This window comes from Pseudomonas sp. KCJK9058 (assembly GCF_046230975.1).
Taxonomy (GTDB): Bacteria; Pseudomonadota; Gammaproteobacteria; order Pseudomonadales; family Pseudomonadaceae; genus Aquipseudomonas; species Aquipseudomonas alloputida.
Window position 1 is genome coordinate 1 of the sequence record NZ_JBJJLR010000042.1, and the last position, 22,561, is coordinate 22,561.

At 63.2% G+C, this 22,561-nt stretch carries 18 protein-coding genes; 16 read left to right on the plus strand and 2 right to left on the minus strand.

The genetic code is table 11. The features are described from left to right. Positions 1-126 precede the first annotated feature (126 nt). Positions 127-531, minus strand: a complete 405-nt coding sequence (locus ACK59Z_RS19950; protein ID WP_003249225.1) for a YkgJ family cysteine cluster protein — start codon at positions 529-531, stop codon at positions 127-129. Between the two features lie 184 nt (positions 532-715). On the opposite strand from ACK59Z_RS19950, the gene ACK59Z_RS19955 reads away from it, so the two are divergent. The 5 genes from ACK59Z_RS19955 to ACK59Z_RS19975 all read left to right on the plus strand — a co-directional run bounded on the left by ACK59Z_RS19955 (position 716) and on the right by ACK59Z_RS19975 (position 6,065). Continuing rightward, positions 716-3,166: a glycogen/starch/alpha-glucan phosphorylase gene (locus ACK59Z_RS19955; protein ID WP_012053932.1), complete on the plus strand. Its 2,451-nt coding sequence runs from the start codon at positions 716-718 to the stop codon at positions 3,164-3,166. A gap of 237 nt (positions 3,167-3,403) precedes the next feature. Beyond that, positions 3,404-4,414, plus strand: coding sequence for a class 1 fructose-bisphosphatase (locus ACK59Z_RS19960; RefSeq protein ID WP_003249230.1), 1,011 nt, complete (start codon positions 3,404-3,406; stop codon positions 4,412-4,414). 3 nt (positions 4,415-4,417) lie between these two features. Then, a complete protein-coding gene (locus ACK59Z_RS19965) occupies positions 4,418-5,014 on the plus strand; it encodes a DUF924 family protein (protein WP_012053931.1) in 597 nt (198 codons plus the stop codon). A gap of 227 nt (positions 5,015-5,241) precedes the next feature. After that, complete coding sequence (gene bamE, locus ACK59Z_RS19970) at positions 5,242-5,496, plus strand: outer membrane protein assembly factor BamE (RefSeq protein WP_003249234.1); 255 nt, start codon at positions 5,242-5,244, stop codon at positions 5,494-5,496. Next, a complete protein-coding gene (locus tag ACK59Z_RS19975; RefSeq protein ID WP_019752666.1) occupies positions 5,493-6,065 on the plus strand; it encodes a lipocalin family protein in 573 nt (190 codons plus the stop codon). Before bamE ends, ACK59Z_RS19975 begins: the two co-directional genes overlap by 4 nt. A 149-nt stretch (positions 6,066-6,214) precedes the next feature. Here the strand turns inward: ACK59Z_RS19975 and ACK59Z_RS19980 are convergent, their stop codons facing one another. Next, positions 6,215-7,579 carry a formimidoylglutamate deiminase gene (locus ACK59Z_RS19980; RefSeq protein ID WP_409293596.1) on the minus strand — a complete coding sequence of 455 codons (1,365 nt, stop codon included), beginning with the start codon at positions 7,577-7,579 and terminating at the stop codon, positions 6,215-6,217. Positions 7,580-7,723: 144 nt separating this feature from the next. On the opposite strand from ACK59Z_RS19980, the gene hutC reads away from it, so the two are divergent. The 11 genes from hutC (at position 7,724) to mdoH (ending at position 22,387) form a co-directional block, all read left to right on the plus strand. Then, the gene (hutC, locus tag ACK59Z_RS19985; RefSeq protein WP_173881450.1) at positions 7,724-8,434 is read left to right on the plus strand and encodes a histidine utilization repressor; all 711 of its coding nucleotides are present in this window, start codon (positions 7,724-7,726) and stop codon (positions 8,432-8,434) included. Further along, the gene (locus ACK59Z_RS19990; protein WP_004576933.1) at positions 8,431-9,003 is read left to right on the plus strand and encodes a HutD family protein; all 573 of its coding nucleotides are present in this window, start codon (positions 8,431-8,433) and stop codon (positions 9,001-9,003) included. The genes hutC and ACK59Z_RS19990 overlap by 4 nt, the downstream gene beginning before the upstream one ends. A gap of 329 nt (positions 9,004-9,332) precedes the next feature. After that, positions 9,333-11,006, plus strand: a complete 1,674-nt coding sequence (gene hutU / locus ACK59Z_RS19995) for a urocanate hydratase (RefSeq protein WP_004577162.1) — start codon at positions 9,333-9,335, stop codon at positions 11,004-11,006. A 108-nt stretch (positions 11,007-11,114) separates the two neighbouring features. Continuing rightward, complete coding sequence (hutH, locus tag ACK59Z_RS20000) at positions 11,115-12,647, plus strand: histidine ammonia-lyase (RefSeq protein WP_003249248.1); 1,533 nt, start codon at positions 11,115-11,117, stop codon at positions 12,645-12,647. Between the two features lie 157 nt (positions 12,648-12,804). Further along, positions 12,805-14,208, plus strand: coding sequence for an amino acid permease (locus ACK59Z_RS20005; RefSeq protein ID WP_409293597.1), 1,404 nt, complete (start codon positions 12,805-12,807; stop codon positions 14,206-14,208). Positions 14,209-14,223: 15 nt separating this feature from the next. Continuing rightward, entirely contained in the window at positions 14,224-15,429 is a 1,206-nt protein-coding gene (gene hutI / locus ACK59Z_RS20010; RefSeq protein ID WP_409293598.1) for an imidazolonepropionase, read from the plus strand. Between the two features lie 10 nt (positions 15,430-15,439). Further along, entirely contained in the window at positions 15,440-16,243 is an 804-nt protein-coding gene (hutG, locus tag ACK59Z_RS20015) for an N-formylglutamate deformylase (protein WP_003249258.1), read from the plus strand. A gap of 169 nt (positions 16,244-16,412) precedes the next feature. Further along, a complete protein-coding gene (gene pip, locus ACK59Z_RS20020; protein ID WP_003249260.1) occupies positions 16,413-17,384 on the plus strand; it encodes a prolyl aminopeptidase in 972 nt (323 codons plus the stop codon). Beyond that, entirely contained in the window at positions 17,381-17,818 is a 438-nt protein-coding gene (dtd, locus tag ACK59Z_RS20025; protein WP_003249262.1) for a D-aminoacyl-tRNA deacylase, read from the plus strand. The genes pip and dtd overlap by 4 nt, the downstream gene beginning before the upstream one ends. A 263-nt stretch (positions 17,819-18,081) precedes the next feature. Further along, positions 18,082-19,821, plus strand: a complete 1,740-nt coding sequence (locus tag ACK59Z_RS20030; protein ID WP_003249263.1) for a glucan biosynthesis protein G — start codon at positions 18,082-18,084, stop codon at positions 19,819-19,821. Continuing rightward, a complete protein-coding gene (gene mdoH, locus ACK59Z_RS20035) occupies positions 19,814-22,387 on the plus strand; it encodes a glucans biosynthesis glucosyltransferase MdoH (protein WP_003249265.1) in 2,574 nt (857 codons plus the stop codon). Before ACK59Z_RS20030 ends, mdoH begins: the two co-directional genes overlap by 8 nt. Positions 22,388-22,561 lie beyond the last annotated feature (174 nt).

Consider the following 22,561-nt stretch of genomic DNA (forward strand, 5'->3'; position numbering starts at 1 on the left):
TGTCTGGGTTTTTTGTGCTGGTGGTACCGGCCTCTTCGCGGGTAAACCCGCTCCTACAGGATATCCACAAAGGTCAAGACCTGTAGGAGCGGGTTTGCCCGCGAAGAGGCCGGTGCAGGCAATAGATCAGCGCCCAACCACCTTGGGCTTGTAGGCGCAATACCCCGGCCGCGGCCCGACCTTGGGGTGGTTGCGGCAGGTATCCGGGCGCTTGTCATAAATGGTGCACAGCCGGCTTTTACGATCCAGGTACATGCAATCGTCGTTGCTCATCCGGGTCAGGGTGAAGATCCCGGACTTCTGGTTGAAGCGCTCGATGATGCCTTCTTTTTGCAGGCGCTTGGCCACGTTCTTGGGGGGTTCGTCTTTTTCGAACTCGTCGACCACGCCGATACGGATCAGATCCTTGATCTTCACCTCCACCGGCAGGGTGCAGCAGGTCGAATGGCAGCCATGGCACATGTTGCTGGTGTAGCGCTGCCAGGTCTCCAGGCGGTCGACTTCGGCCGCGGCGATCAGGGTCGTTTTCATCTTTATAGGGTGGATCACGGTCTTGGGGCGCGCGATGATACCGGAATTGTTCAATTTATGAACAACCTTTTGCCGGAATCGCAGAGTGGGCATGAAAACTGCGAACCGTAACTGTCGCTCTCTGTCGAAGGGTCTAGTCTCAACACTCTCCCTCCGCTTTCGTCAACTTGCCCGAGGATGCCGCATGTCCCAGGAACCCAAAGCACGTGACGCCGAAGTCGCGGATTTTCGCGCTGCTGTACTGAACAAGCTGACCTACGCGGTCGGCAAGGATCCCGAGCACGCCTTCGACCATGACTGGTTCGAAGCCATTGCCCTGGCTGCGCGCGATCACATGGTCGACCACTGGATGGATCACACCCGGCAGGCCTATCGGCGCAGCCAGAAGCGTGTCTACTACCTTTCCCTGGAGTTTCTCATCGGCCGCTTGCTGTACGACAGCCTGAGCAACCTGGGCCTGCTGGACGTCGCCCGCGATGCGCTGGAAGGGCTGAATGTGGACCTCGAACGCATTCGCCTGCTCGAGCCGGACGCCGCGCTGGGCAATGGTGGCCTTGGCCGTCTGGCTGCGTGCTTCATGGAGAGCATGTCTACCCTGGGTATCGCTGCCCATGGTTACGGCATCCGCTACGAGCACGGGCTGTTCCGTCAGGCCGTGGTCGATGGCTGGCAGCAGGAACAGACCGAGAACTGGCTGGATTTCGGCAACCCCTGGGAGTTCGAGCGCGCCGAGGTGATCTACCCGATCAGTTTTGGCGGCAGTGTCGAAACGGTGCACGATGCAAGCGGTAGCCAGCGCCAGGTATGGTGGCCTGGCGAGACGGTGCGGGCGGTGGCCTACGACACGCCGGTAGTCGGCTGGCGCGGATCCAGCGTCAACACCCTGCGCCTGTGGCGTGCGCGGGCGCTGGAAGAGCTGCACCTGGAGCGCTTCAACGCCGGTGACCATTTGGGGGCTGTGGCTGAAGTGGCGCGTGCCGAGAGCATTTCGCGTGTGCTTTATCCCGCCGACAGTACCGAGGCCGGTCAGGAACTGCGCCTTCGCCAGGAGTACTTTTTCGTCTCGGCTTCGCTGCAGGACTTGCTGCGGCGCCACCTGAACATGCACAAGGACCTGCTCAACCTGCCTGATGCAGCGGCCATCCAGCTAAACGACACCCACCCCTCGATTGCGGTGGCGGAGCTGATGCGGTTGCTGGTAGATCAGCACGAAGTGCCTTGGGAAAAGGCCTGGGAGCTGACTGTCGGCACGCTCGCCTACACCAACCATACCCTGTTGCCAGAAGCCCTGGAAACCTGGCCGGTAGCGCTGATGGAGCGCATGCTGCCGCGGCACATGCAGATTATCTACCTGATCAATGCCTACCATATCGATGCGTTGCGGGCCAAAGGCCTGCACGACTTCGACGTGCTGCGCGCGGTTTCGCTGATTGAAGAAGACAACGGCCGACGGGTGCGCATGGGCAACCTGGCGTTTCTCGGCTCGCACAGCGTCAACGGCGTGTCGGCGCTGCACAGCAAGTTGATGAAAAGCACGGTGTTCTCCGAACTGCACAAGCTCTACCCGCAACGGATCAACAACAAGACCAACGGCATTACCTTCCGCCGCTGGTTGTACCAGTCCAACCCTCAACTGACCGAGATGCTGGTCGAGGCGCTTGGGCCGGAACTCAAGGACGACCCACAGACGCGTCTGGCGGGCCTGGTGCCGTTCGCCGAAAAAGCCGGTTTCCGCAAACAGTTCGCTGCCCAGCGGCTGCACAGCAAGCGCGCCTTGGCCAGCATCATTCAGGATCGTATCGGCGTCACGGTCAACCCCGAGGCGCTATTCGACGTTCAGGTCAAACGTATTCACGAATACAAGCGCCAGTTGCTCAACCTGCTGCACACCGTTGCACTGTACCAGGCCATACGCAACGACCCTGGCACCAACTGGGTGCCGCGGGTGAAGATCTTCGCTGGCAAGGCTGCGGCCAGTTACCACCAGGCCAAACTGATCATCAAGCTGGCCAACGACATCGCCCGGGTGGTGAACAACGACCCGACAGTGCGCGGCCTGCTGAAGGTGGTGTTTCTGCCCAACTACAACGTCAGCCTGGCCGAGAGCATCATCCCGGCGGCGGACCTTTCCGAGCAGATATCCACCGCGGGTTACGAAGCTTCCGGTACCAGTAACATGAAGTTCGGCCTCAATGGTGCGCTGACCATCGGCACCCTGGATGGCGCCAACGTGGAGATGTGCGAACAGGTGGGGGCCGACAACATGTTCATCTTTGGCCTGACCGCGCAGCAGGTTGAAGCGCGCAAGCGTGCCGGTGATTTTGGCGCCAATGCCGCCATAGCTGCTTCCAACCGCTTGACCGATGTGTTGCAGGCCATCCGCAGTGGTGTGTTCTCGCCAGACGACCCTTCTCGGTACACCGGGTTGATCGACGGCCTGGTGGCCTACGATCGCTTCCTGGTGTGTGCCGATTTCGATGCCTACTGGGATGCCCAGCGGCGGGTCGAGGATCTGTGGCACACACCGCAGGAGTGGTGGCGCAAGGCGGTGCTCAATACCGCGCGGATGGGCTGGTTCTCCTCGGATCGGACCATTCGCGAGTATGCGACCGAGATCTGGAAGGCGCTGGACTGAGGCGGGCCTGTGCTGGCTTGTTCGCGGGTAAACCCGCGCCTACAGGGCCCTTATCCACCTGTAGGCGCGGGCGCGTCCGCGAATGGCCCCACAACCAGACCACCGGCCTGGCGAAGGCTGAACTACCGACCTATTGTGCCGTCTGAGAGCCGTGGCGAGTCTCATCACTCGCTAGCCCGTCACTCTCCCTGTAAACTGCGGGGGTTTTTCATCCCCCCAATCCGTTCGGAGCCATACATGTCCCGCGTTACCCTGAGTCGCTATCTGATTGAGCAGACCCGCAGCAACAATACCCCTGCCGATCTGCGCTTCCTGATCGAAGTGGTAGCGCGTGCGTGCAAGGAAATCAGCCATCACGTGTCCAAAGGCGCCCTCGGTGGTGTGCTGGGCAGCATGGGCACTGAAAACGTGCAGGGCGAGGTCCAGAAGAAACTGGACGTGATTTCCAACGATATCCTGCTGGAAGCCAACGAGTGGGGCGGTCACCTGGCTGGCATGGCTTCCGAAGAAATGGACAACGCGTACCAGATCCCGGGCAAGTACCCGAAAGGCGCCTACCTGCTGGTCTTCGACCCGCTGGACGGTTCGTCGAACATCGACGTCAACGTGTCGGTCGGTACCATCTTCTCGGTTCTGCGTTGCCCTAACCAGTACCTGAGCCAGAACGAAAGCCTCAACGAAGAAGCGTTCCTGCAGCCAGGTACCGAGCAGGTTGCTGCCGGTTATGCCATCTACGGCCCGCAGACCATGCTGATCCTGACCCTGGGCAACGGCGTCAAGGGCTTCACCCTGGACCGCGAACTGGGCAGCTTCGTGCTGACTCACGAAAACATCCGCGTACCGGAGACCACCGCCGAGTTCGCCATCAACATGTCCAACCAGCGCCACTGGGAAGCCCCAGTACAGCGCTATGTGGGCGAACTGCTGGCAGGCGAGACCGGCCCGCTGAAGAAGAACTACAACATGCGCTGGATCGCCTCGATGGTGGCCGACGTGCACCGCATCCTGACCCGTGGCGGCCTGTTCATGTACCCACGTGACGCCCGCGAACCAAGCAAGCCGGGCAAGCTGCGCCTGATGTACGAAGCCAACCCGATGTCGTTCATCATCGAACAGGCCGGTGGCGCTTCCACCAACGGTTACGATCGCATCCTCGACATCAAGCCAGAAAGCCTGCACCAGCGCGTGTCGGTGATTCTCGGCTCGAAGGAAGAGGTCGAGCGCGTCACTGCTTACCACAAGGAGTAAGTCATGCTCGCACCTTGGCAGCCGTTGCTGGAGTGGTGGTTCGGTTGGGGCACCAGTGCCCAGGCCGTGGCTGACGAGAAGAGCACGCTGTGGTTCGGCAAACATTACGATGCCGAGGCCCATGCGCTGTTTGGCGACCTGGTCGAGCATGCCCTGGCGGGTGGGCTCGAAGAGTGGCAGCAAAGCCCGCAGGGCTGGCTGGGCCTGCTGATTTTGCTCGACCAGCTGCCACGCATGATCTACCGCGACACGCCGCGTGCCTTCGAGGGCGACCGGCGTGCCCAGGTGGTGGCCATGCAGGGCCTGCAGAAGGGCTGGGATTACCAGTTGCTGCCGATCCAGCGCGTGTTCGTGCTGCTGGTACTGGAGCATGCCGAAGTGCTGGACTGGCAGAACCTGTGCGTGGAGCGTTATCGAATGTTGCTGGACGAACAGCCCGAGGCCAACCGCCGGCTGTTTGAAGGCTTCCTCGACTATGCCGAGCAGCACCAGCGGGTAATTGCCCGTTTCGGGCGCTTCCCGCACCGCAACCTGGTGCTGGAGCGGCCGAGCACCAGCGAAGAGATGGACTTTTTGCTGGAGCCTGGGTCCCGGTTCTGAGGCCCAAGGGGCCTGCTGTGCAGGCATCGCGACGCAAGGCCGCTCCCATTGGGGGCGGCCTTTTTTATTGGGCGCATGATTAATGCTTTGTGATTAATCGCACAGTAGTGGCCATCCGACCAATGGTGTAGGGACATAGGGGGTGGGGCAGGGAACCTGGGAGGGATTTTCACGTCGAAGGTCACTGCAGGCCACTCGCCTGTATCATCTTTCAGGAGTGTCCCTTCATGTCGTTGCGTTCCCTCGCCCTGTTGTCGCTGTGCGTCGTGCTGACTGCCTGCAGCAAGATCAATCAGGAAAACTATTCCAAGATCAAGGCCGGTATGAACAAGGCCGAGGTCGAGCAGTTGCTCGGCACGCCGACCGAGTGTTCTGGCGCGTTGGGCATGAGCAGCTGCACCTGGGGGGACGAGAAGAGCTTCATCAGCGTGCAGTACGCAGCTGACAAGGTGCTGATGTATTCCGGGCAGGGCCTCAAATGAGGCGTGCGTACCTGCTGATGGGGGTTTGCCTGGCGTTGCTGCTGGGCGGTTGTGCAGGTTCCGTGCACGACCCGCTGGCGCCGAAAACCGCCGGCCATGTCGATCTCAAACGCTACCAGGGCAAATGGTATGAGCTGGCGCGCCTGCCCATGCGCTACCAGGAAGGCTGCGAGCAGTCCGAGGCCCATTACAACCTCAGGCCTGATGGCAGTTATGGCGTGCTCAACCGCTGCCGCACCATGGGTGATGAATGGCTTCGCGCCGAAGGGCATGCGAATATCCAGGAGCCGGGGCACACCGACAAGCTGTGGGTCGAGTTCGATAACTGGTTCACCAGGCTGGTGCCTGGGGTGGCGCGGGGTGAGTACTGGATTCTTTATGTGGACGACCACTACCGTACGGCCATCGTCGGCAGCCCGGACCGCAAATACCTTTGGATTCTGTCGCGCACGCCGACACTGCCGGCCTGGGAGCGTGAGAACCTGCTGTCCAGGGCGCGGCAGCAGGGGTATGACACCAGCCGCTTGATCTGGCGGGCGTCCGATCAGCAAATAGTAAAAATGCACTGAGTTTTTTTGGGGTTGCGTTGCAACCCTTCGCGGGCAAACCCCACAGGTTCTGCACTGAACCCTGGGCTGCCCCCAAGACATTTTGTGGGGCAGTCCAACCTGTGGGAGCGGGCTTGCCCGCGAAGGGCTGCAACGCAGCCCCGGTACACTCAGCCCAAAAGCTGGCGCAACACCTCGGCAAACGCCCGCCCGCTTTCTTCTTCTTGCGCATGCCGCCCCTGGCGCACCACCCACTGCCCATTCACCATCACATCGCGCACCTGGCGATCGCCGCCGGCAAACAGCCAACGGTTGAGAATGGCATCACCCTCCGCCATGGCGATGTAGGGGTCCTGCCCATCGAGCACCAGCCAGTCGGCACGCTTGCCCACCGCCAACTCGCCGACCGCCTGCCCCAGCGCCTGTGCACCACCGGCCAACGCCGCGTCATACAGCGTGCGCCCGACCATCGGTTGGTCGCCGCGATACAGGCGGTTGCGCCGCTGGTCCCGCAGGCGCTGGCCATATTCCAGCCAGCGCAGCTCCTCCACCACGCTCAACGACACATGGCTGTCCGAGCCAATGCCCATACGCCCGCCCTGTGCCAGGAAATCCACTGCCGGGAAGATCCCATCGCCCAGGTTGGCTTCGGTGGTCAGGCACAACCCGGCCACTGCGCCGCTGCGGGCCATGGCAGTGACTTCGTCCGGTTCGGCATGGGTAGCGTGTACCAGGCACCAGCGGCGGTCCACGTCCACGTGCTCGTACAGCCACTGCAGCGGGCGCAGGCCGCTCCAGGCCAGGCAGTCGTCGACTTCCTTCTGCTGTTCGGCGATGTGAATATGCACTGGGCACTGCCTGTCGCTGGCCGCCAACACTTCGGCGATCTGCCCAGGCGTTACCGCCCGCAGCGAGTGGAAGCAAAGGCCCAGTTGCTGCGCCGGTTGCGCGGCCAGCAGCGGGGCGAGCTGGGCTTGCAGCTGCAGGTACTGCCCGGTGGAGTTGATGAAGCGCCGCTGCCCGTCGTTCGGCGCCTGGCCGCCAAAGCCTGCATGGCTGTACAGCACCGGCAGCAAGGTCAGGCCGATGCCGCTGTCGGCTGCGGCCGCGCTGATGCGTCGCGACAGCTCGACCGGGTCGGCGTAGGGCTTGCCGGCCTGGTCGTGGTGCACGTAGTGGAACTCCGCCACCGAGGTATAACCGGCCTTGAGCATCTCGATGTACAACTGGCGGGCGATGACCTGAAGCTGCTCTGGGCTGATCTGCCCGACCAGGCGGTACATCAGGTCTCGCCAGGTCCAGAAACTGTCGTTGGGGTTGCCGGCAACTTCCGCCAGGCCTGCCATGGCGCGCTGGAAGGCATGCGAGTGCAGGTTGGGCATGCCGGGCAGCAGCGGGCCGGCCAGGCGCTCGGCGCCTTCGGCCGAAGCGCCAGGCTCGATGCTGGCCACGCGGCCATCGCTGGCGACCTCGATACGCACATGGCTGGCCCAGCCCGTAGGTAGCAGGGCGCGTTCGGCGAAGTAGGCTGACATCGGTGGAATCCTGTTATTGTTAACTTGTATATACATATACAGGCGTTTGCCTGCCGGGTAAACTGCGGCAAGCTACCGCTCATTTCATTTGCACAAGGATCCATCGCCGTGCCGACACCTCCTGTCTCCGTGCTGGTTGCCCAGATGGGCGAGGGCCCGGCGCCGCTCTACGCCCGGGTCAAACAGATGATCATCCAGCAGATCGACAACGGCAGCTGGCCACCGCATCACCGGGTACCCTCCGAGAGCGAGCTGGTCAACGAGCTGGGTTTCAGCCGCATGACCATCAACCGCGCCCTGCGTGAACTCACCGCCGAGGGCCTGCTGGTGCGCATGCAAGGGGTCGGCACCTTCGTGGCCGAGCCCAAGGGCCGTTCGGCGCTGTTCGAGGTCAACAACATTGCCGATGAAATTGCCGCGCGCGGGCACCAGCATAGCTGCCAGGTGATCACGCTTGCCGAAGAAGCGGCCGGCTCCGAGCGGGCGCTGGCTCTGGACATGCGTGAAGGTCAGCGGGTGTTCCATTCGCTGATCGTGCATTTCGAGAACGGCGTGCCGGTGCAGATCGAGGACCGCTACGTTAACGCGGCCATTGCGCCCGATTACCTCAAGCAGGATTTCACCCGGCAGACGCCTTACGCCTACCTGTCCCAGGTGGCGCCGTTGACCGAAGGTGAGCATGTGGTCGAGGCGATCCTGGCCGAGCCGGAAGAATGCCGCCTGTTGCAGATCGAGCGGGGCGAGCCTTGCCTGCTGATTCGTCGTCGCACCTGGTCCGGCCGCCAGCCGGTGACCGCTGCACGGCTGATCCACCCCGGTTCCCGTCATCGCCTGGAAGGACGTTTCAGCAAATGAGTCAGTTGCAGTTGTTGCGTGCGCATGATTACCCGCGCATGCCTTGGAAGAACGGTGGCGGTTTCACCGAAGAGATCACCCGCGACAGTGGCGAGGGCCTGGACGGTTTTGGCTGGCGTCTGTCGATTGCCGACATCGAAGAGTCGGGCGGCTTTTCCACCTTCGCCGGCTACCAGCGGATCATCACCGTGCTGCAGGGCGACGGCATGCGCCTGCTGGTCGACGGCCAGGCCAGTCGGCCATTGCTGGCGTTCGATGCGTTTGCGTTCAGCGGCGAGAGCCAGGTCAGCTGCAAGTTGCTGGGCGGGGCGATCCGCGATTTCAACCTGATCTATGCACCGCAGCGATATCGGGCGCGGCTGCAGTGGCTGGATGGCACCAGCCGGGTGTACAGCTCGGCGTCGACGGTGTTGTTGTTTGCTGCCAGCAGCCTGGTCGAAGTCACTATTGCCGGGCGCGAGACGCAGCGGTTGGGGTTGTTCGACTGCTTGCGGCTGGAAGGCAATGATGAATTGCTGGGGCTGGAGGTTCAGGGGCGGTTCTGCCTGATCGAACTGGTTGAGTGCTGAGGGCCTGGCTGTAGGTTTTTGTCGCCTGTGAGATCGAGCGCCGCCAGGTGTCCGCCTCGACACATTCTGCGCCTGTGAGATCGAGCGCCGCCCGCGCGGCGCTCGATCTACGCACCGCCGCAGAACTTAAGCCGGACCGGCGCTCGATCTTCGCACCGCCGCAGAACTCAAGCCGGACCGGCGCTCGCTTCACCCCCCCCCAAGAAGTCAAGCCAGGAACGGCAAGGTCCAATTATTTTGGTTGTCCATGCTTGTACATACAAGTAAAGGTGTGTTTGTATATTGACCACGACATACCCGCCCGCGGACGACCGCAGAGGACCTTTCCCGTGACCGACAACAACAAATACCGTGACGTTGAAATCCGTGCCCCACGTGGCAACAAGCTGACCGCCAAAAGCTGGCTGACCGAAGCGCCACTGCGCATGCTGATGAACAACCTCGATCCACAGGTCGCGGAAAACCCGAAAGAGCTGGTGGTATACGGCGGTATCGGCCGCGCCGCGCGCAACTGGGCCTGCTACGACAAGATCGTCGAAACCCTGACCCGCCTGGAAGACGACGAAACCCTGCTGGTGCAGTCGGGCAAGCCGGTCGGTGTGTTCAAGACCCACAGCAACGCACCGCGCGTGCTGATCGCCAACTCCAACCTGGTGCCACACTGGGCCAATTGGGAACACTTCAACGAACTGGACGCCAAAGGCTTGGCCATGTACGGCCAGATGACCGCCGGCAGCTGGATCTACATCGGCAGCCAGGGCATCGTCCAGGGCACCTATGAAACCTTCGTCGAAGCCGGTCGCCAGCACTACGGCGGCAGCCTGAAAGGCAAGTGGGTACTCACCGCTGGCCTGGGCGGCATGGGCGGCGCCCAGCCACTGGCCGCGACCCTGGCCGGGGCTTGCTCGCTGAACATCGAATGCCAGCAGAGCCGTATCGACTTCCGCCTGGAAACCCGCTACGTCGACGAGCAGGCCACTGACCTCGACGACGCCCTGGCACGCATCGCCAAGTACACCGCCGAAGGCAAGGCCATCTCCATCGCCCTGCATGGCAACGCCGCCGAAATCCTCCCAGAGCTGGTCAAACGTGGCGTGCGCCCGGACATGGTCACCGACCAGACCAGCGCCCACGACCCACTGAACGGCTACCTGCCTGCCGGCTGGACCTGGGAACAGTACCGCGACCGCGCGCAGACTGAACCAGCTGCAGTGGTCAAGGCTGCCAAGCAGTCGATGGCCGTGCACGTGCAGGCCATGCTGGACTTCCAGAAGCAGGGCATCCCGACCTTCGACTACGGCAACAACATCCGCCAGATGGCCAAGGAAGAGGGCGTGGCCAATGCCTTCGACTTCCCAGGCTTCGTCCCGGCCTACATCCGCCCACTGTTCTGCCGCGGAGTCGGCCCGTTCCGCTGGGCGGCGCTGTCCGGTGAAGCCGAGGACATCTACAAGACCGACGCCAAGGTCAAGGAACTGATCCCCGACGACGCCCACCTGCACCGCTGGCTGGACATGGCCCGCGAGCGCATCAGCTTCCAGGGGCTGCCGGCACGTATCTGCTGGGTAGGGCTGGGCCTTCGCGCCAAGCTGGGCCTGGCTTTCAACGAAATGGTCCGCAGCGGCGAGCTGTCGGCACCGGTGGTGATCGGCCGTGACCACCTCGACTCCGGCTCGGTATCCAGCCCGAACCGCGAAACCGAGGCCATGCGTGATGGTTCGGACGCTGTTTCCGACTGGCCGCTGCTCAACGCCCTGCTGAACACCGCAGGCGGCGCCACCTGGGTATCGCTGCACCATGGCGGTGGCGTGGGCATGGGCTTCTCGCAGCACTCGGGCATGGTCATCGTCTGCGACGGTACCGATGAGGCCGCCGAGCGCATCGCCCGGGTACTGACCAACGACCCAGGGACTGGCGTCATGCGTCACGCCGATGCCGGTTATGACATCGCCATCGACTGCGCCAAGGAGCAGGGCCTGGACCTGCCGATGATCACCGGCTGATCACCACGCTTTGGATCGCACCCTGCAAGGGGTGATACTGAACAACAAGAAGGAGCGCGCAGGCACCCACAAGCGGGCCTGCGGCTCCACGCGATTTGGAGTAGTAACGTGACCGAACTCACCCTCAAGCCTGGCACCCTGACCCTGGCCCAGCTGCGCGCGATCCATGCCGCGCCCGTGCGCCTGCAACTGGATGCCAGCGCCGCACCGGCCATCGACGCCAGCGTCGCCTGTGTCGAACAGATCATTGCCGAAGACCGTACTGCCTACGGCATCAACACCGGCTTCGGCCTGCTGGCCTCGACCCGCATCGCCAGCCATGACCTGGAGAACCTGCAGCGTTCGCTGGTGCTGTCCCACGCCGCCGGTATCGGCGCGCCGCTGGATGACGACTTGGTGCGGTTGATCATGGTGCTGAAGATCAACAGCCTCAGCCGTGGCTTCTCCGGCATCCGCCGCAAAGTCATCGACGCGCTGATTGCCCTGGTCAACGCCGAAGTCTACCCGCACATCCCGCTGAAAGGCTCGGTCGGCGCATCCGGTGACCTTGCGCCGCTTGCGCATATGTCGCTGGTGCTGCTGGGTGAAGGCAAGGCACGCTACAAGGGCCAGTGGCTGCCGGCCACCGAGGCCTTGGCGATTGCCGGCCTCGAGCCGCTGACCCTGGCCGCCAAAGAGGGCCTGGCCCTGCTCAACGGTACCCAGGCCTCCACCGCCTATGCCTTGCGTGGCCTGTTCCAGGGCGAAGACCTGTATGCCGCTGCCATCGCCTGCGGTGGCCTGAGCGTCGAAGCTGCGCTGGGCTCGCGTTCGCCGTTCGATGCGCGTATCCACGAAGTGCGTGGCCAGCGCGGCCAGATCGACACCGCTGCCTGCTTCCGCGACCTGCTGGGCGACTCCAGCGAAGTGTCGCTGTCGCACAAGAACTGCGACAAGGTTCAGGACCCGTACTCGCTGCGCTGCCAGCCGCAGGTCATGGGTGCCTGCCTGACCCAGCTGCGCCAGGCCGCCGAGGTACTGGGCATCGAAGCCAACGCCGTGTCGGACAACCCGCTGGTGTTCGCTGCCGAAGGTGATGTGATCTCCGGCGGCAACTTCCACGCCGAACCGGTGGCCATGGCCGCCGACAACCTGGCCCTGGCCATCGCCGAAATCGGTTCGCTCAGCGAGCGCCGCATCTCGCTGATGATGGACAAGCACATGTCCCAATTGCCGCCGTTCCTGGTGGAAAACGGTGGGGTCAACTCTGGCTTCATGATCGCCCAGGTCACCGCTGCCGCCCTGGCAAGCGAGAACAAAGCGCTGTCGCACCCGCACAGCGTCGACAGCCTGCCAACTTCGGCCAACCAGGAAGACCACGTGTCGATGGCCCCGGCTGCCGGCAAGCGCCTGTGGGAAATGGCCGAAAACACCCGTGGCGTGCTGGCCATCGAATGGCTGGGCGCGTGCCAGGGCCTGGACCTGCGCAAAGGCCTGAAGACTTCGGCCAAGCTGGAGCAGGCGCGCCAGGCGCTGCGCAGCGAGGTGCCGCATTACGACCGTGACCGTTTCTTCGCGCCGGATATCGAAAAGGCCGTGGACCTGTTGGCCAAGGGTAGTCTGACCGGCTTGCTGCCGGCGGGTGTGCTGCCAAGCCTGTAATGCCCCTTGGGGCCGCTTGGCGGCCCTTCGCGGTCAAGCCCGTTCCTACACAGACTGCGATAGGCAAACGCTATCCATGTAGGGCGGGCTTGCCCGCGAAGGGGCTGCGCAGCAGCCGCTCAATCTCACGACCACAAAAACAATTCAAGGACGTGACATGCAACAAGCTCAAGGTCTCAAGCGCGGGCTAAGTGCCCGCCACATCCGTTTCATGGCCCTCGGCTCCGCCATCGGCACCGGTCTGTTCTACGGCTCTGCCTCGGCCATCCAGATGGCAGGCCCGGCCGTGCTGCTGGCCTACCTGATCGGCGGCGCTGCAGTGTTCATGGTCATGCGCGCTCTTGGCGAAATGGCCGTGCACAACCCGGTGGCCGGCTCCTTCGGCCACTACGCCACCACCTACCTCGGCCCAATGGCCGGTTTCATCCTTGGCTGGACCTACGCTTTCGAGATGGTCATCGTCGCCATCGCCGACGTCACCGCGTTCGGTATCTACATGGGCTTCTGGTTCCCGGAGGTAGCCCGCTGGATCTGGGTGTTGGGCATCGTTTTCCTGATCGGCGGCCTCAACCTGTGCAACGTCAAGGTATTCGGCGAAATGGAATTCTGGCTGTCGCTGCTCAAGGTCGGCGCCATCGTGGCGATGATCCTGGCCGGCCTCGGCATCATGGCCTTCGGTTTCAGCCAGGTGGGTACCGGGCATGCCGTGGGCATGAGCAACCTGTTCGACCATGGCGGCTTCATGCCTAACGGCGTGGGTGGCTTGATCGCGTCGTTTGCCGTGGTGATGTTCGCCTTCGGCGGTATCGAGATCATCGGCGTCACTGCCGGCGAGGCAAAAGACCCGCAGCGCGTCATTCCCAAAGCGATCAACGCGGTGCCACTGCGGATCCTGCTGTTCTACGTGCTCACCCTGTTCGTGCTGATGTGCCTGTACCCATGGCCGCAGATCGGCAGCCAGGGCAGCCCTTTCGTGCAGATCTTCAGCAACCTGGGCATTGGCTCTGCCGCTGCCGTGCTGAACGTCGTGGTGATTTCCGCTGCCATCTCCGCCATCAACAGCGACATCTTTGGCGCTGGCCGCATGATGTATGGCCTGGCCCAGCAAGGCCACGCCCCGCGCGGTTTCAGCAAGTTGTCGAAACATGGCGTACCGTGGATGACCGTCGTGGTGATGGGGGCTGCGCTGCTGATCGGCGTATTGCTCAACTACCTGATCCCGGAAAATGTGTTCCTGCTGATTGCCTCGATCGCCACCTTCGCCACGGTGTGGGTGTGGCTGATGATCCTGCTCACCCAGGTAGCCATGCGCCGCAGCATGAGCCGCGAGGACGTGGCCCAGCTCAAGTTCCCGGTACCGTTCTGGCCATACGGCCCGGCCATAGCCATTGCGTTCATGGTGTTCATCTTTGGCGTGCTCGGTTACTTCCCGGACACCCAGGCGGCATTGATCGTCGGCGTGATCTGGGTGGTGTTCCTGGTGGCGTCCTACCTGCTGTGGTGCAAGCCGCGCGCAGGGCAGGGCCAGCCGGTAGCGGAGCCGGCCGAGTTGCACCGCTAGCAAAGGAGATTGTGCATGAGAACCCTCTGGCAGCAATGCCATGTTGCAACCATGGCCGATGGCCGTTACTCGGCCATCGAGGACGCGGCGATCGTCACCAGCGCCGGGCTGATCGAGTGGATAGGCCCACGCGCCGAGTTGGCACCGGTCGAAGCTGACTGCACGGTTGACCTGGGGGGGGCCTGGGTCACCCCCGGCCTGATCGACTGCCACACCCATGCGGTGTTCGGTGGCAACCGCAGCGGCGAGTTCGAGCAGCGCCTGCAGGGCGTGAGCTATGCCGAAATCGCCGCGCAGGGCGGGGGTATCGCGAGTACCGTGCGGGCTACCCGGGCGGCCAGCGAAGACGAGCTGTTCGCCAGTGCTCGCCAGCGCGTTCAGGCACTGATGCGCGATGGCGTGACCACCCTCGAGGTCAAGTCCGGCTACGGCCTGGACTTGGCCAATGAGCGCAAGATGCTGCGAGTGGCCCGGCGCCTGGCTGACGAGCTGCCGCTGACGGTGCGTGCCACCTGCCTGGCGGCGCACGCTTTGCCCCCGGAGTACGCGGGTCGGGCCGACGACTACATCGCGCACATCAGTGACGAGATGTTGCCGGCCCTGGCCGGCGAAGGCCTGGTGGATGCGGTGGATGCCTTCTGCGAACACCTCGCGTTCTCGCCGGCCCAGGTCGAGCGGCTGTTCATCAAGGCGCGCGAACTGGGCCTGCCGGTCAAGCTGCATGCCGAACAGCTGTCATCGTTGCACGGCTCAAGCCTTGCCGCGCGTTACCAGGCACTGTCGGCTGACCACCTGGAGTTCATGACAGAGGAAGACGCCGTGGCCATGGCAAACGCCGGCACGGTTGCCGTGCTGTTACCGGGTGCTTTCTACTTCCTGCGTGAAACCCAGCTGCCGCCAATGGATGCATTGCGCCGCCACGGGGTAAAGATTGCCCTGGCCAGCGACCTCAACCCCGGCACCTCGCCAGGCTTGTCGCTGCGGTTGATGCTGAACATGGGCTGCACCTGCTTCCGCATGACACCGGAAGAGGCCCTGGCAGGCGTTACGGTGCACGCCGCCACGGCGCTGGGCCTGGGTGACAGTCACGGCTCGCTGCAAGTGGGCAAGGTGGCCGACTTCGTTGCCTGGCAAATCGAACGCCCCGCCGACCTGGCCTACTGGCTGGGTGGCGACCTGCCCAAGCGCGTAGTGCGCATGGGCCACGAAATCTCCAACTGAGCGAGGCACGATGGACAAGGTATTGAGTTTTCACCAAGGTCGCCTGCCGCTGCTGATCAGCATGCCGCACGCTGGCTTGCGTCTGACCGACGCCGTGCGCGACGGCCTGGTCGACCAGGCGCAAAGCTTGCCGGACACCGACTGGCACATCCCGCAGTTGTACGACTTTGCCCGTGACTTGGGTGCCAGCGTGGTGGCCGCAGAGTACTCACGCTTCGTCATCGACCTGAACCGTCCGGACGACGACAAGCCGCTGTACGCCGGCGCCACCACGGGCTTGTACCCGGCGACGTTGTTCGGCGGCGAACCTCTCTTCAAAGACGGGCTGGCGCCGTCTGGCGAAGAGCGCAAACGCTATCTGGAGCAAATCTGGCGCCCTTATCACGCGACCATTCGTCGTGAACTGGACCGCTTGCGTGAGCAGTTTGGCTATGCGCTGCTGTGGGATGCCCATTCGATCCGTTCGCTGATCCCGCACCTGTTCGACGGCAAGCTACCGGACTTCAACCTGGGTACTTTCAACGGCGCCAGTTGCGATCCGGCACTGGCTGAGCGGCTGCAGGGTGTGTGCGCCGAGGTGCAAGGTTACAGCCATGTGCTTAATGGTCGGTTCAAAGGCGGTCACATCACCCGGCATTATGGCGACCCGGCCAACCATATCCATGCTGTGCAACTGGAGCTGGCGCAAAGCACCTATATGGAGGAAGTCGAGCCGTTTGCCTACCGGGAAGACTTGGCGCAACCGACGCAAGCGGTCTTGAGGCAGCTACTGCAAGCGCTGCTGGCGTGGGGCGACGCGCGTTACAAGCGTTGAGTGGAGGCGGCGACGCTATCGGCGTCGCCAGGCACCGTGGGAGGCAGTTGCCGGAAATCTGCGCAAGGGTCAATTCGCGCCGTTCGAACGCGTCAGCAAGGACGGTGCTGAAAGCGCAATTCAGGTTTATGATGGCCCACGGCCGAATAATCCTCACACGGAGTGCGCAATGCAGACCCTCTACCCGCAGATCAAACCCTACGCCAGGCACGATCTGGCCGTGGAAGCGCCGCATGTGCTTTATGTCGACGAAAGCGGCTCGCCGGAAGGTCTGCCCGTGGTGTTCATCCACGGAGGCCCTGGCGCTGGCTGCGACGCCCAGAGCCGCTGCTACTTTGATCCCAACCTGTACCGCATCATCACCTTCGACCAGCGCGGCTGTGGCCGCTCCACGCCCCATGCGAGCCTGGAGAACAACACCACCTGGCACCTGGTCGAAGACCTGGAGCGCATTCGCGAACACCTTGGCATAGACAAGTGGGTGCTGTTTGGTGGCTCTTGGGGCTCGACCCTGGCCCTGGCCTACGCTCAGGCTCACCCAGAACGCGTGCACGGCCTTATCCTGCGCGGCATCTTCCTGTGCCGGCCGCAGGAAATCGAGTGGTTCTATCAGGAAGGCGCCAGCCGCCTGTTCCCCGACTACTGGCAGGACTACATCGCACCGATTCCACCGGAGGAACGCGGCGATCTCGTCAGGGCCTTCCACAAGCGCCTGACCGGTAACGACCAGATCGCCCAGATGCACGCCGCCAAGGCGTGGTCCACCTGGGAAGGCCGTACCGCCACCCTGCGCCCCAACCCGCTGGTGGTCGACCGCTTTTCCGAACCGCAGCGGGCGCTGTCGATCGCCCGCATCGAATGCCACTACTTCATGAACAACGCCTTCCTCGAACCGGACCAGCTGATCCGCGATCTGCCCAAAATCGCCCACCTGCCGGCGGTGATCGTGCATGGGCGCTACGATGTGATCTGCCCCTTGGACAACGCCTGGGCGTTGCACCAGGCCTGGCCGAACAGTGAGTTGAAAGTGATCCGTGACGCCGGTCACGCGGCTTCCGAGCCTGGCATCACCGATGCCTTGGTGCGTGCCGCCGACCAGATGGCCCGGCGCCTGCTCGACCTGCCCCTGGAAGAAGCATGAGGGGCCTGCTGCAGCGCGTGCGCGGTGCGCGGGTTGAAGTGGCGGGGGAGGTGGTCGGCGCCATCGATCAAGGGTTGCTGGTGCTGGTCGCGGTCGAGCCTGAAGATTCCCGTGAACAGGCCGATAAGCTGTTGCACAAGCTGCTGAACTACCGTGTGTTCAGTGACGAGCAGGGCAAGATGAACCTGTCGCTCAAGGATGTCGGGGGTGGCCTCCTACTGGTGTCACAGTTCACCTTGGCGGCCGACACCCGCAACGGCATGCGCCCAAGCTTCTCGACCGCAGCGCCACCGGCCCTCGGCGCCGAGTTGTTCGACTATCTTTTGCAACAGGCAAAAGCACAGTACGCCGACGTAGCCAGCGGCCGTTTTGGTGCAGATATGCAGGTGCACCTGGTCAATGATGGCCCGGTAACATTTATGTTACAAATATGAGGTCAAAAAACCCTTTGTTCACAGGAAAACAAGGGGTTTTGTACGATAAATAGTTGCTCCAGCCTGATGCGTTGTCACGCAACCTGCTGGATAATCGCGCGCTGCATGGACCTGCGTTCGTAGGTCCGTTTCACTCTGACTCGAGCATTGTCTGGATCCGTTTGGGGAATCATTACGCCCTCGCGGGGTCCGAACAGTGCTCGCCAACCCGGCATTTGTCGCTGGCCGTTGGTTTCATGATCTGTTTTCGGCGAGGGTTGCTCGTGATTGTTAGTCCCCAAAAAGCATCAAGAATCCCCAGCGTCGGGCTACGCAAGGCGCTGATGGCCAGTGTGGCTCTGGTCGGCCTGATGAGCGCGGGCCAGCTGTGGGCATTCAATCTTGACGATGTTGCTGCCAAGGCAAAGGATCTGGCCGGCCAGAAGTACGACGCGCCCAAAAGCAACCTGCCGGCCGTGTTCCGCGACATGAAGTTCGCGGACTACCAGAAAATCCGTTTCCTGCAGGAAAAGGCCGAGTGGGCGAAGGACAAGACCCCGTTCAAACTGTCGTTCTATCATCAGGGCATGCACTTCGACACCCCGGTGAAAATCAACGAGGTCACCGCCACCAAGGTCGAGGAAATCAAGTACGACCCGGACCGCTTCGAGTTCGGTGACGTGCCGCACGACCCGGAAACCACGAAAAACCTCGGTTATGCAGGCTTCCGCGTGCTGTACCCGATCAACAAGGCCGACAAGCAGGACGAGATCATGACCCTGCTTGGCGCCAGCTATTTCCGCGTAGTCGGCAAGGGCCACGTGTACGGCCTGTCTGCCCGTGGCCTGGCCATCGACACCGCCCTGCCGTCGGGCGAAGAATTCCCGCGCTTCACCGAGTTCTGGGTTGAAAAGCCCAAGCCAGCCGACAAGCACCTGGTGATCTACGCGCTGCTGGATTCGCCGCGCTCTACCGGCGCCTACAAGCTGACCTTGCGTCCAGGCAACGACACCGTGGTCGACGTGCAGTCCCGCGTGTTCCTGCGTGACCATGTCAGCCGCCTGGGCATTGCGCCGCTGACCAGCATGTACCTGTTCGGCCCCAACCAGCCGTCCAAGGTGCTCAACTACCGCCCGGCACTGCATGACTCCGAAGGCCTGTCGATCCATGCCGGCAACGGCGAGTGGCTGTGGCGCCCGCTGAACAACCCGAAACACCTGGCTGTAAGTAACTTCAGCGTCGAGAACCCGCGTGGTTTCGGCCTGATGCAGCGTCAGCGTGCTTTCAGCGACTACGAAGACCTCGACGACAACTACCAGAAGCGCCCAAGCGCCTGGATCGAGCCGAAGGGTGACTGGGGCAAGGGTAGCGTCGACCTGGTCGAAATCCCGACCGCCGACGAGACCAACGACAATATCGTGGCCTTCTGGAGCCCGGAGAAACTGCCGGAGCCAGGTAAACCGTTCGAGTACGCCTACCGCCTGCACTGGACCATCGACGAGCCGAAGTTCCAGGCCCCTGACCTGGGCTCGGTCAAGCAGACCCTGCGTTCCACGGGTGACGTCAAGCAGTCCAACCTGATCCGCCAGCCAGATGGCAGCGTGGCATTCCTGGTCGACTTCGCCGGCCCGGCGCTTGCGGCCCTGCCGGAAGACACCGCCGTGCGCAGCCAGATCAGCGTGGGCGACAACGCCGAGGTGGTCGAGAACAATCTGCGCTATAACCCTGAGACCAAGGGCTGGCGCCTGACCCTGCGCCTGAAGGTCAAGGAAGCCAACAAGTCGACCGAAATGCGCGCCGCACTGGTGCGTGATGTACCGGTCGAGCCCGCCAAGCCTGCCCAGGACGCCAAGCAGGACAAGGCCGCAGCCAAGCATGCCAAGGCCGAGAAAGCCGTCAAGGCTGAGCAATCTGCCAAGGCCGAACAACCTGCCGCCGATGCGGCGCCCACCAACGGGGCCCCGGCCACCACCGAGAAGGTGCTGACCGAGACCTGGAGCTATCAGTTGCCTGCCGATGAGTAACTCAAGCGCAAGGCCGGAATCGCTTGGCGAGTACCTGGCCCACCTACCCCTGAGCGACGAGCAGCGGGCTGAACTTGCCAGCTGCACCTCGTTCAGTGAGCTACACCAACGCTTGGCGGCCAACCCGGCCGCCAGCTCTGCCGAGGCCGTGCAGGCCTCGGTGGGCCCGCGCCTGACCGTGGGCAGCGCCGCCGAGCTGGAAGACGCCGAAATGCTCGGCGTCGACGGCAGCGGTCGCCTGTGCCTGAAGATCGCCCCACCGATCAAGCGCACCAAGGTCGTGCCCGAGCCATGGCGCACCAATGTGCTGATCCGCATGTGGCGACGCATGACCGGCCGCCCCAACGCCCCGCAGCCGCCCAAGCGCGAGCTGCCGCCGGCCCGCTGGCGCACGGTTGGCTCGATCCGCCGTTACATCCTGCTGACGCTCATGATCGGCCAGACTATCGTCGCTGGCTGGTACATGAAAGGCATCCTGCCGTACCAGGGCTGGTCGTTCGTGGACTTTGACGAAATCGTCAACCAGCCGCTGTGGGACACGGTGGTGCAGGTGTGGCCGTATGCCCTGCAAACCTCCATCCTGATTCTCTTCGGCATCCTGTTCTGCTGGGTGTCGGCGGGCTTCTGGACCGCGCTGATGGGCTTCCTCGAGCTGCTCACCGGGCGCGACAAATACAAGATTTCCGGCAGCAGCGCAGGCAACGAGCCGATCGCACCCGAGGCGCGTACCGCGCTGGTGATGCCGATCTGCAACGAAGACGTGCCGCGGGTGTTCGCCGGCTTACGCGCAACGTTCGAGTCGGTGGCTGCCAGCGGCAACCTCGACCGGTTCGACTTCTTTGTGCTCAGCGACACCAACGACACCGACATTGCCGTGGCCGAGCAACAGGCCTGGCTGGATGTGTGCCGCGAAACCAAAGGCTTTGGCCGCATCTTCTACCGCCGCCGTCGGCGCCGTGTGAAGCGCAAGAGCGGCAACCTCGACGACTTCTGCCGTCGCTGGGGTGGCGAGTACAAGTACATGGTTGTGCTCGACGCCGACAGCGTCATGAGTGGCGAGTGCCTGAGCAGCCTGGTGCGCCTGATGGAGGCCAACCCGGACGCCGGCATCATCCAGACCGGGCCGAAAGCCTCGGGCATGGATACCCTGTATGCACGCATGCAACAGTTCGCTACCCGCGTGTACGGCCCACTGTTTACTGCCGGTCTGCACTTCTGGCAGTTGGGTGAGTCGCACTACTGGGGCCACAACGCGATCATCCGCATGAAGCCGTTCATCGAGCACTGCGCCCTGGCGCCGTTGCCGGGCAAGGGCGCGTTCGCCGGTGCCATCCTTTCCCACGACTTCGTCGAAGCCGCGCTGATGCGCCGTGCCGGCTGGGGTGTGTGGATTGCCTACGACTTGCCGGGCAGCTACGAAGAACTGCCGCCAAACCTGCTCGACGAGCTCAAGCGCGACCGCCGCTGGTGCCACGGCAACCTGATGAACTTCCGCCTGTTCCTGGTCAAGGGCATGCACCCGGTTCACCGTGCGGTGTTCCTCACCGGGGTGATGTCTTACCTGTCGGCGCCGCTGTGGTTCCTGTTCCTGGTGCTGTCGACCGCGCTGCTGGCGACCAACACGCTGATGGAGCCGCAGTATTTCATCGAGCCGTACCAGCTTTACCCGCTGTGGCCGCAGTGGCACCCGGAGAAGGCTGTGGCGCTGTTCTCCACCACCATTGTGCTGCTGTTCCTGCCCAAGCTGCTTAGCGTCATCCTGATCTGGGCCAAGGGCGCCGTCGAGTACGGTGGACGCGTCAAGGTCACCTTGTCGATGCTGATGGAGATGCTGTTCTCCATGTTGCTGGCACCGGTACGCATGATCTTCCACACCCGCTTCGTGCTGGCCGCGTTCCTTGGCTGGGCTGCGACCTGGAACTCGCCGCAGCGTGACGACGACTCCACGCCGTGGGGCGAAGCCGTGCGCCGGCATGGCCCGCAGACGCTGCTGGGCGTTGCCTGGGCCGCACTGGTGGCGTGGTTGAACCCGAGCTTCCTGTGGTGGCTGGCGCCTATCGTCGGTTCGCTGGTGCTGTCGATCCCGGTATCGGTGATTTCCAGCCGCACCCGCCTGGGCCTGGCGGCCAAGGACGAGAAGCTGTTCCTCATCCCAGAGGAATACGCCACCCCACAAGAGCTGTTGGCTACCGACCAGTACACCCACGAAAACCGCTGGCATGCCTTGCATGATGGTTTCGTGCGGGCTGTGGTCGACCCGCGGCAGAACGCCCTGGCCTGCGCCATGGCCACTGCCCGCCATGGCCAGGCGGCACCGATTGAAGCGTTGCGTGCCGAGCGCGTTGCCAAGGCAATTGAAGTCGGGCCAAAAGGCCTGGACCTCAATACTCGCCTGGCTCTGCTCAGCGACCCGGTGGCACTGAGCCGCCTGCACGAGCAGGTGTGGGCCGAGCACAATGCGGCCTGGATCGATGTGTGGCGTGCGTCGATCAACAATGACCCGCATTCGCCGCTGTTGCCGTTGCACCCGGAAAACGCAGGCCAACCGGCACTCGTCGGCGCCTGATCGGGCCTGTTCGCGGCGGTTCGGCGCCCCGATGAACCCGCTCCTGCGGGGCGCCTGATCGGGCCTCTTCGCGGGTGAACCCGCTCCTACCAGGGATACACATGCCCTTGTAGGAGCGGGTTCACCCGCGAAGCTTTTTGGCCTAGCCCCCTCATTTTGGCCAACAAAGTCCCC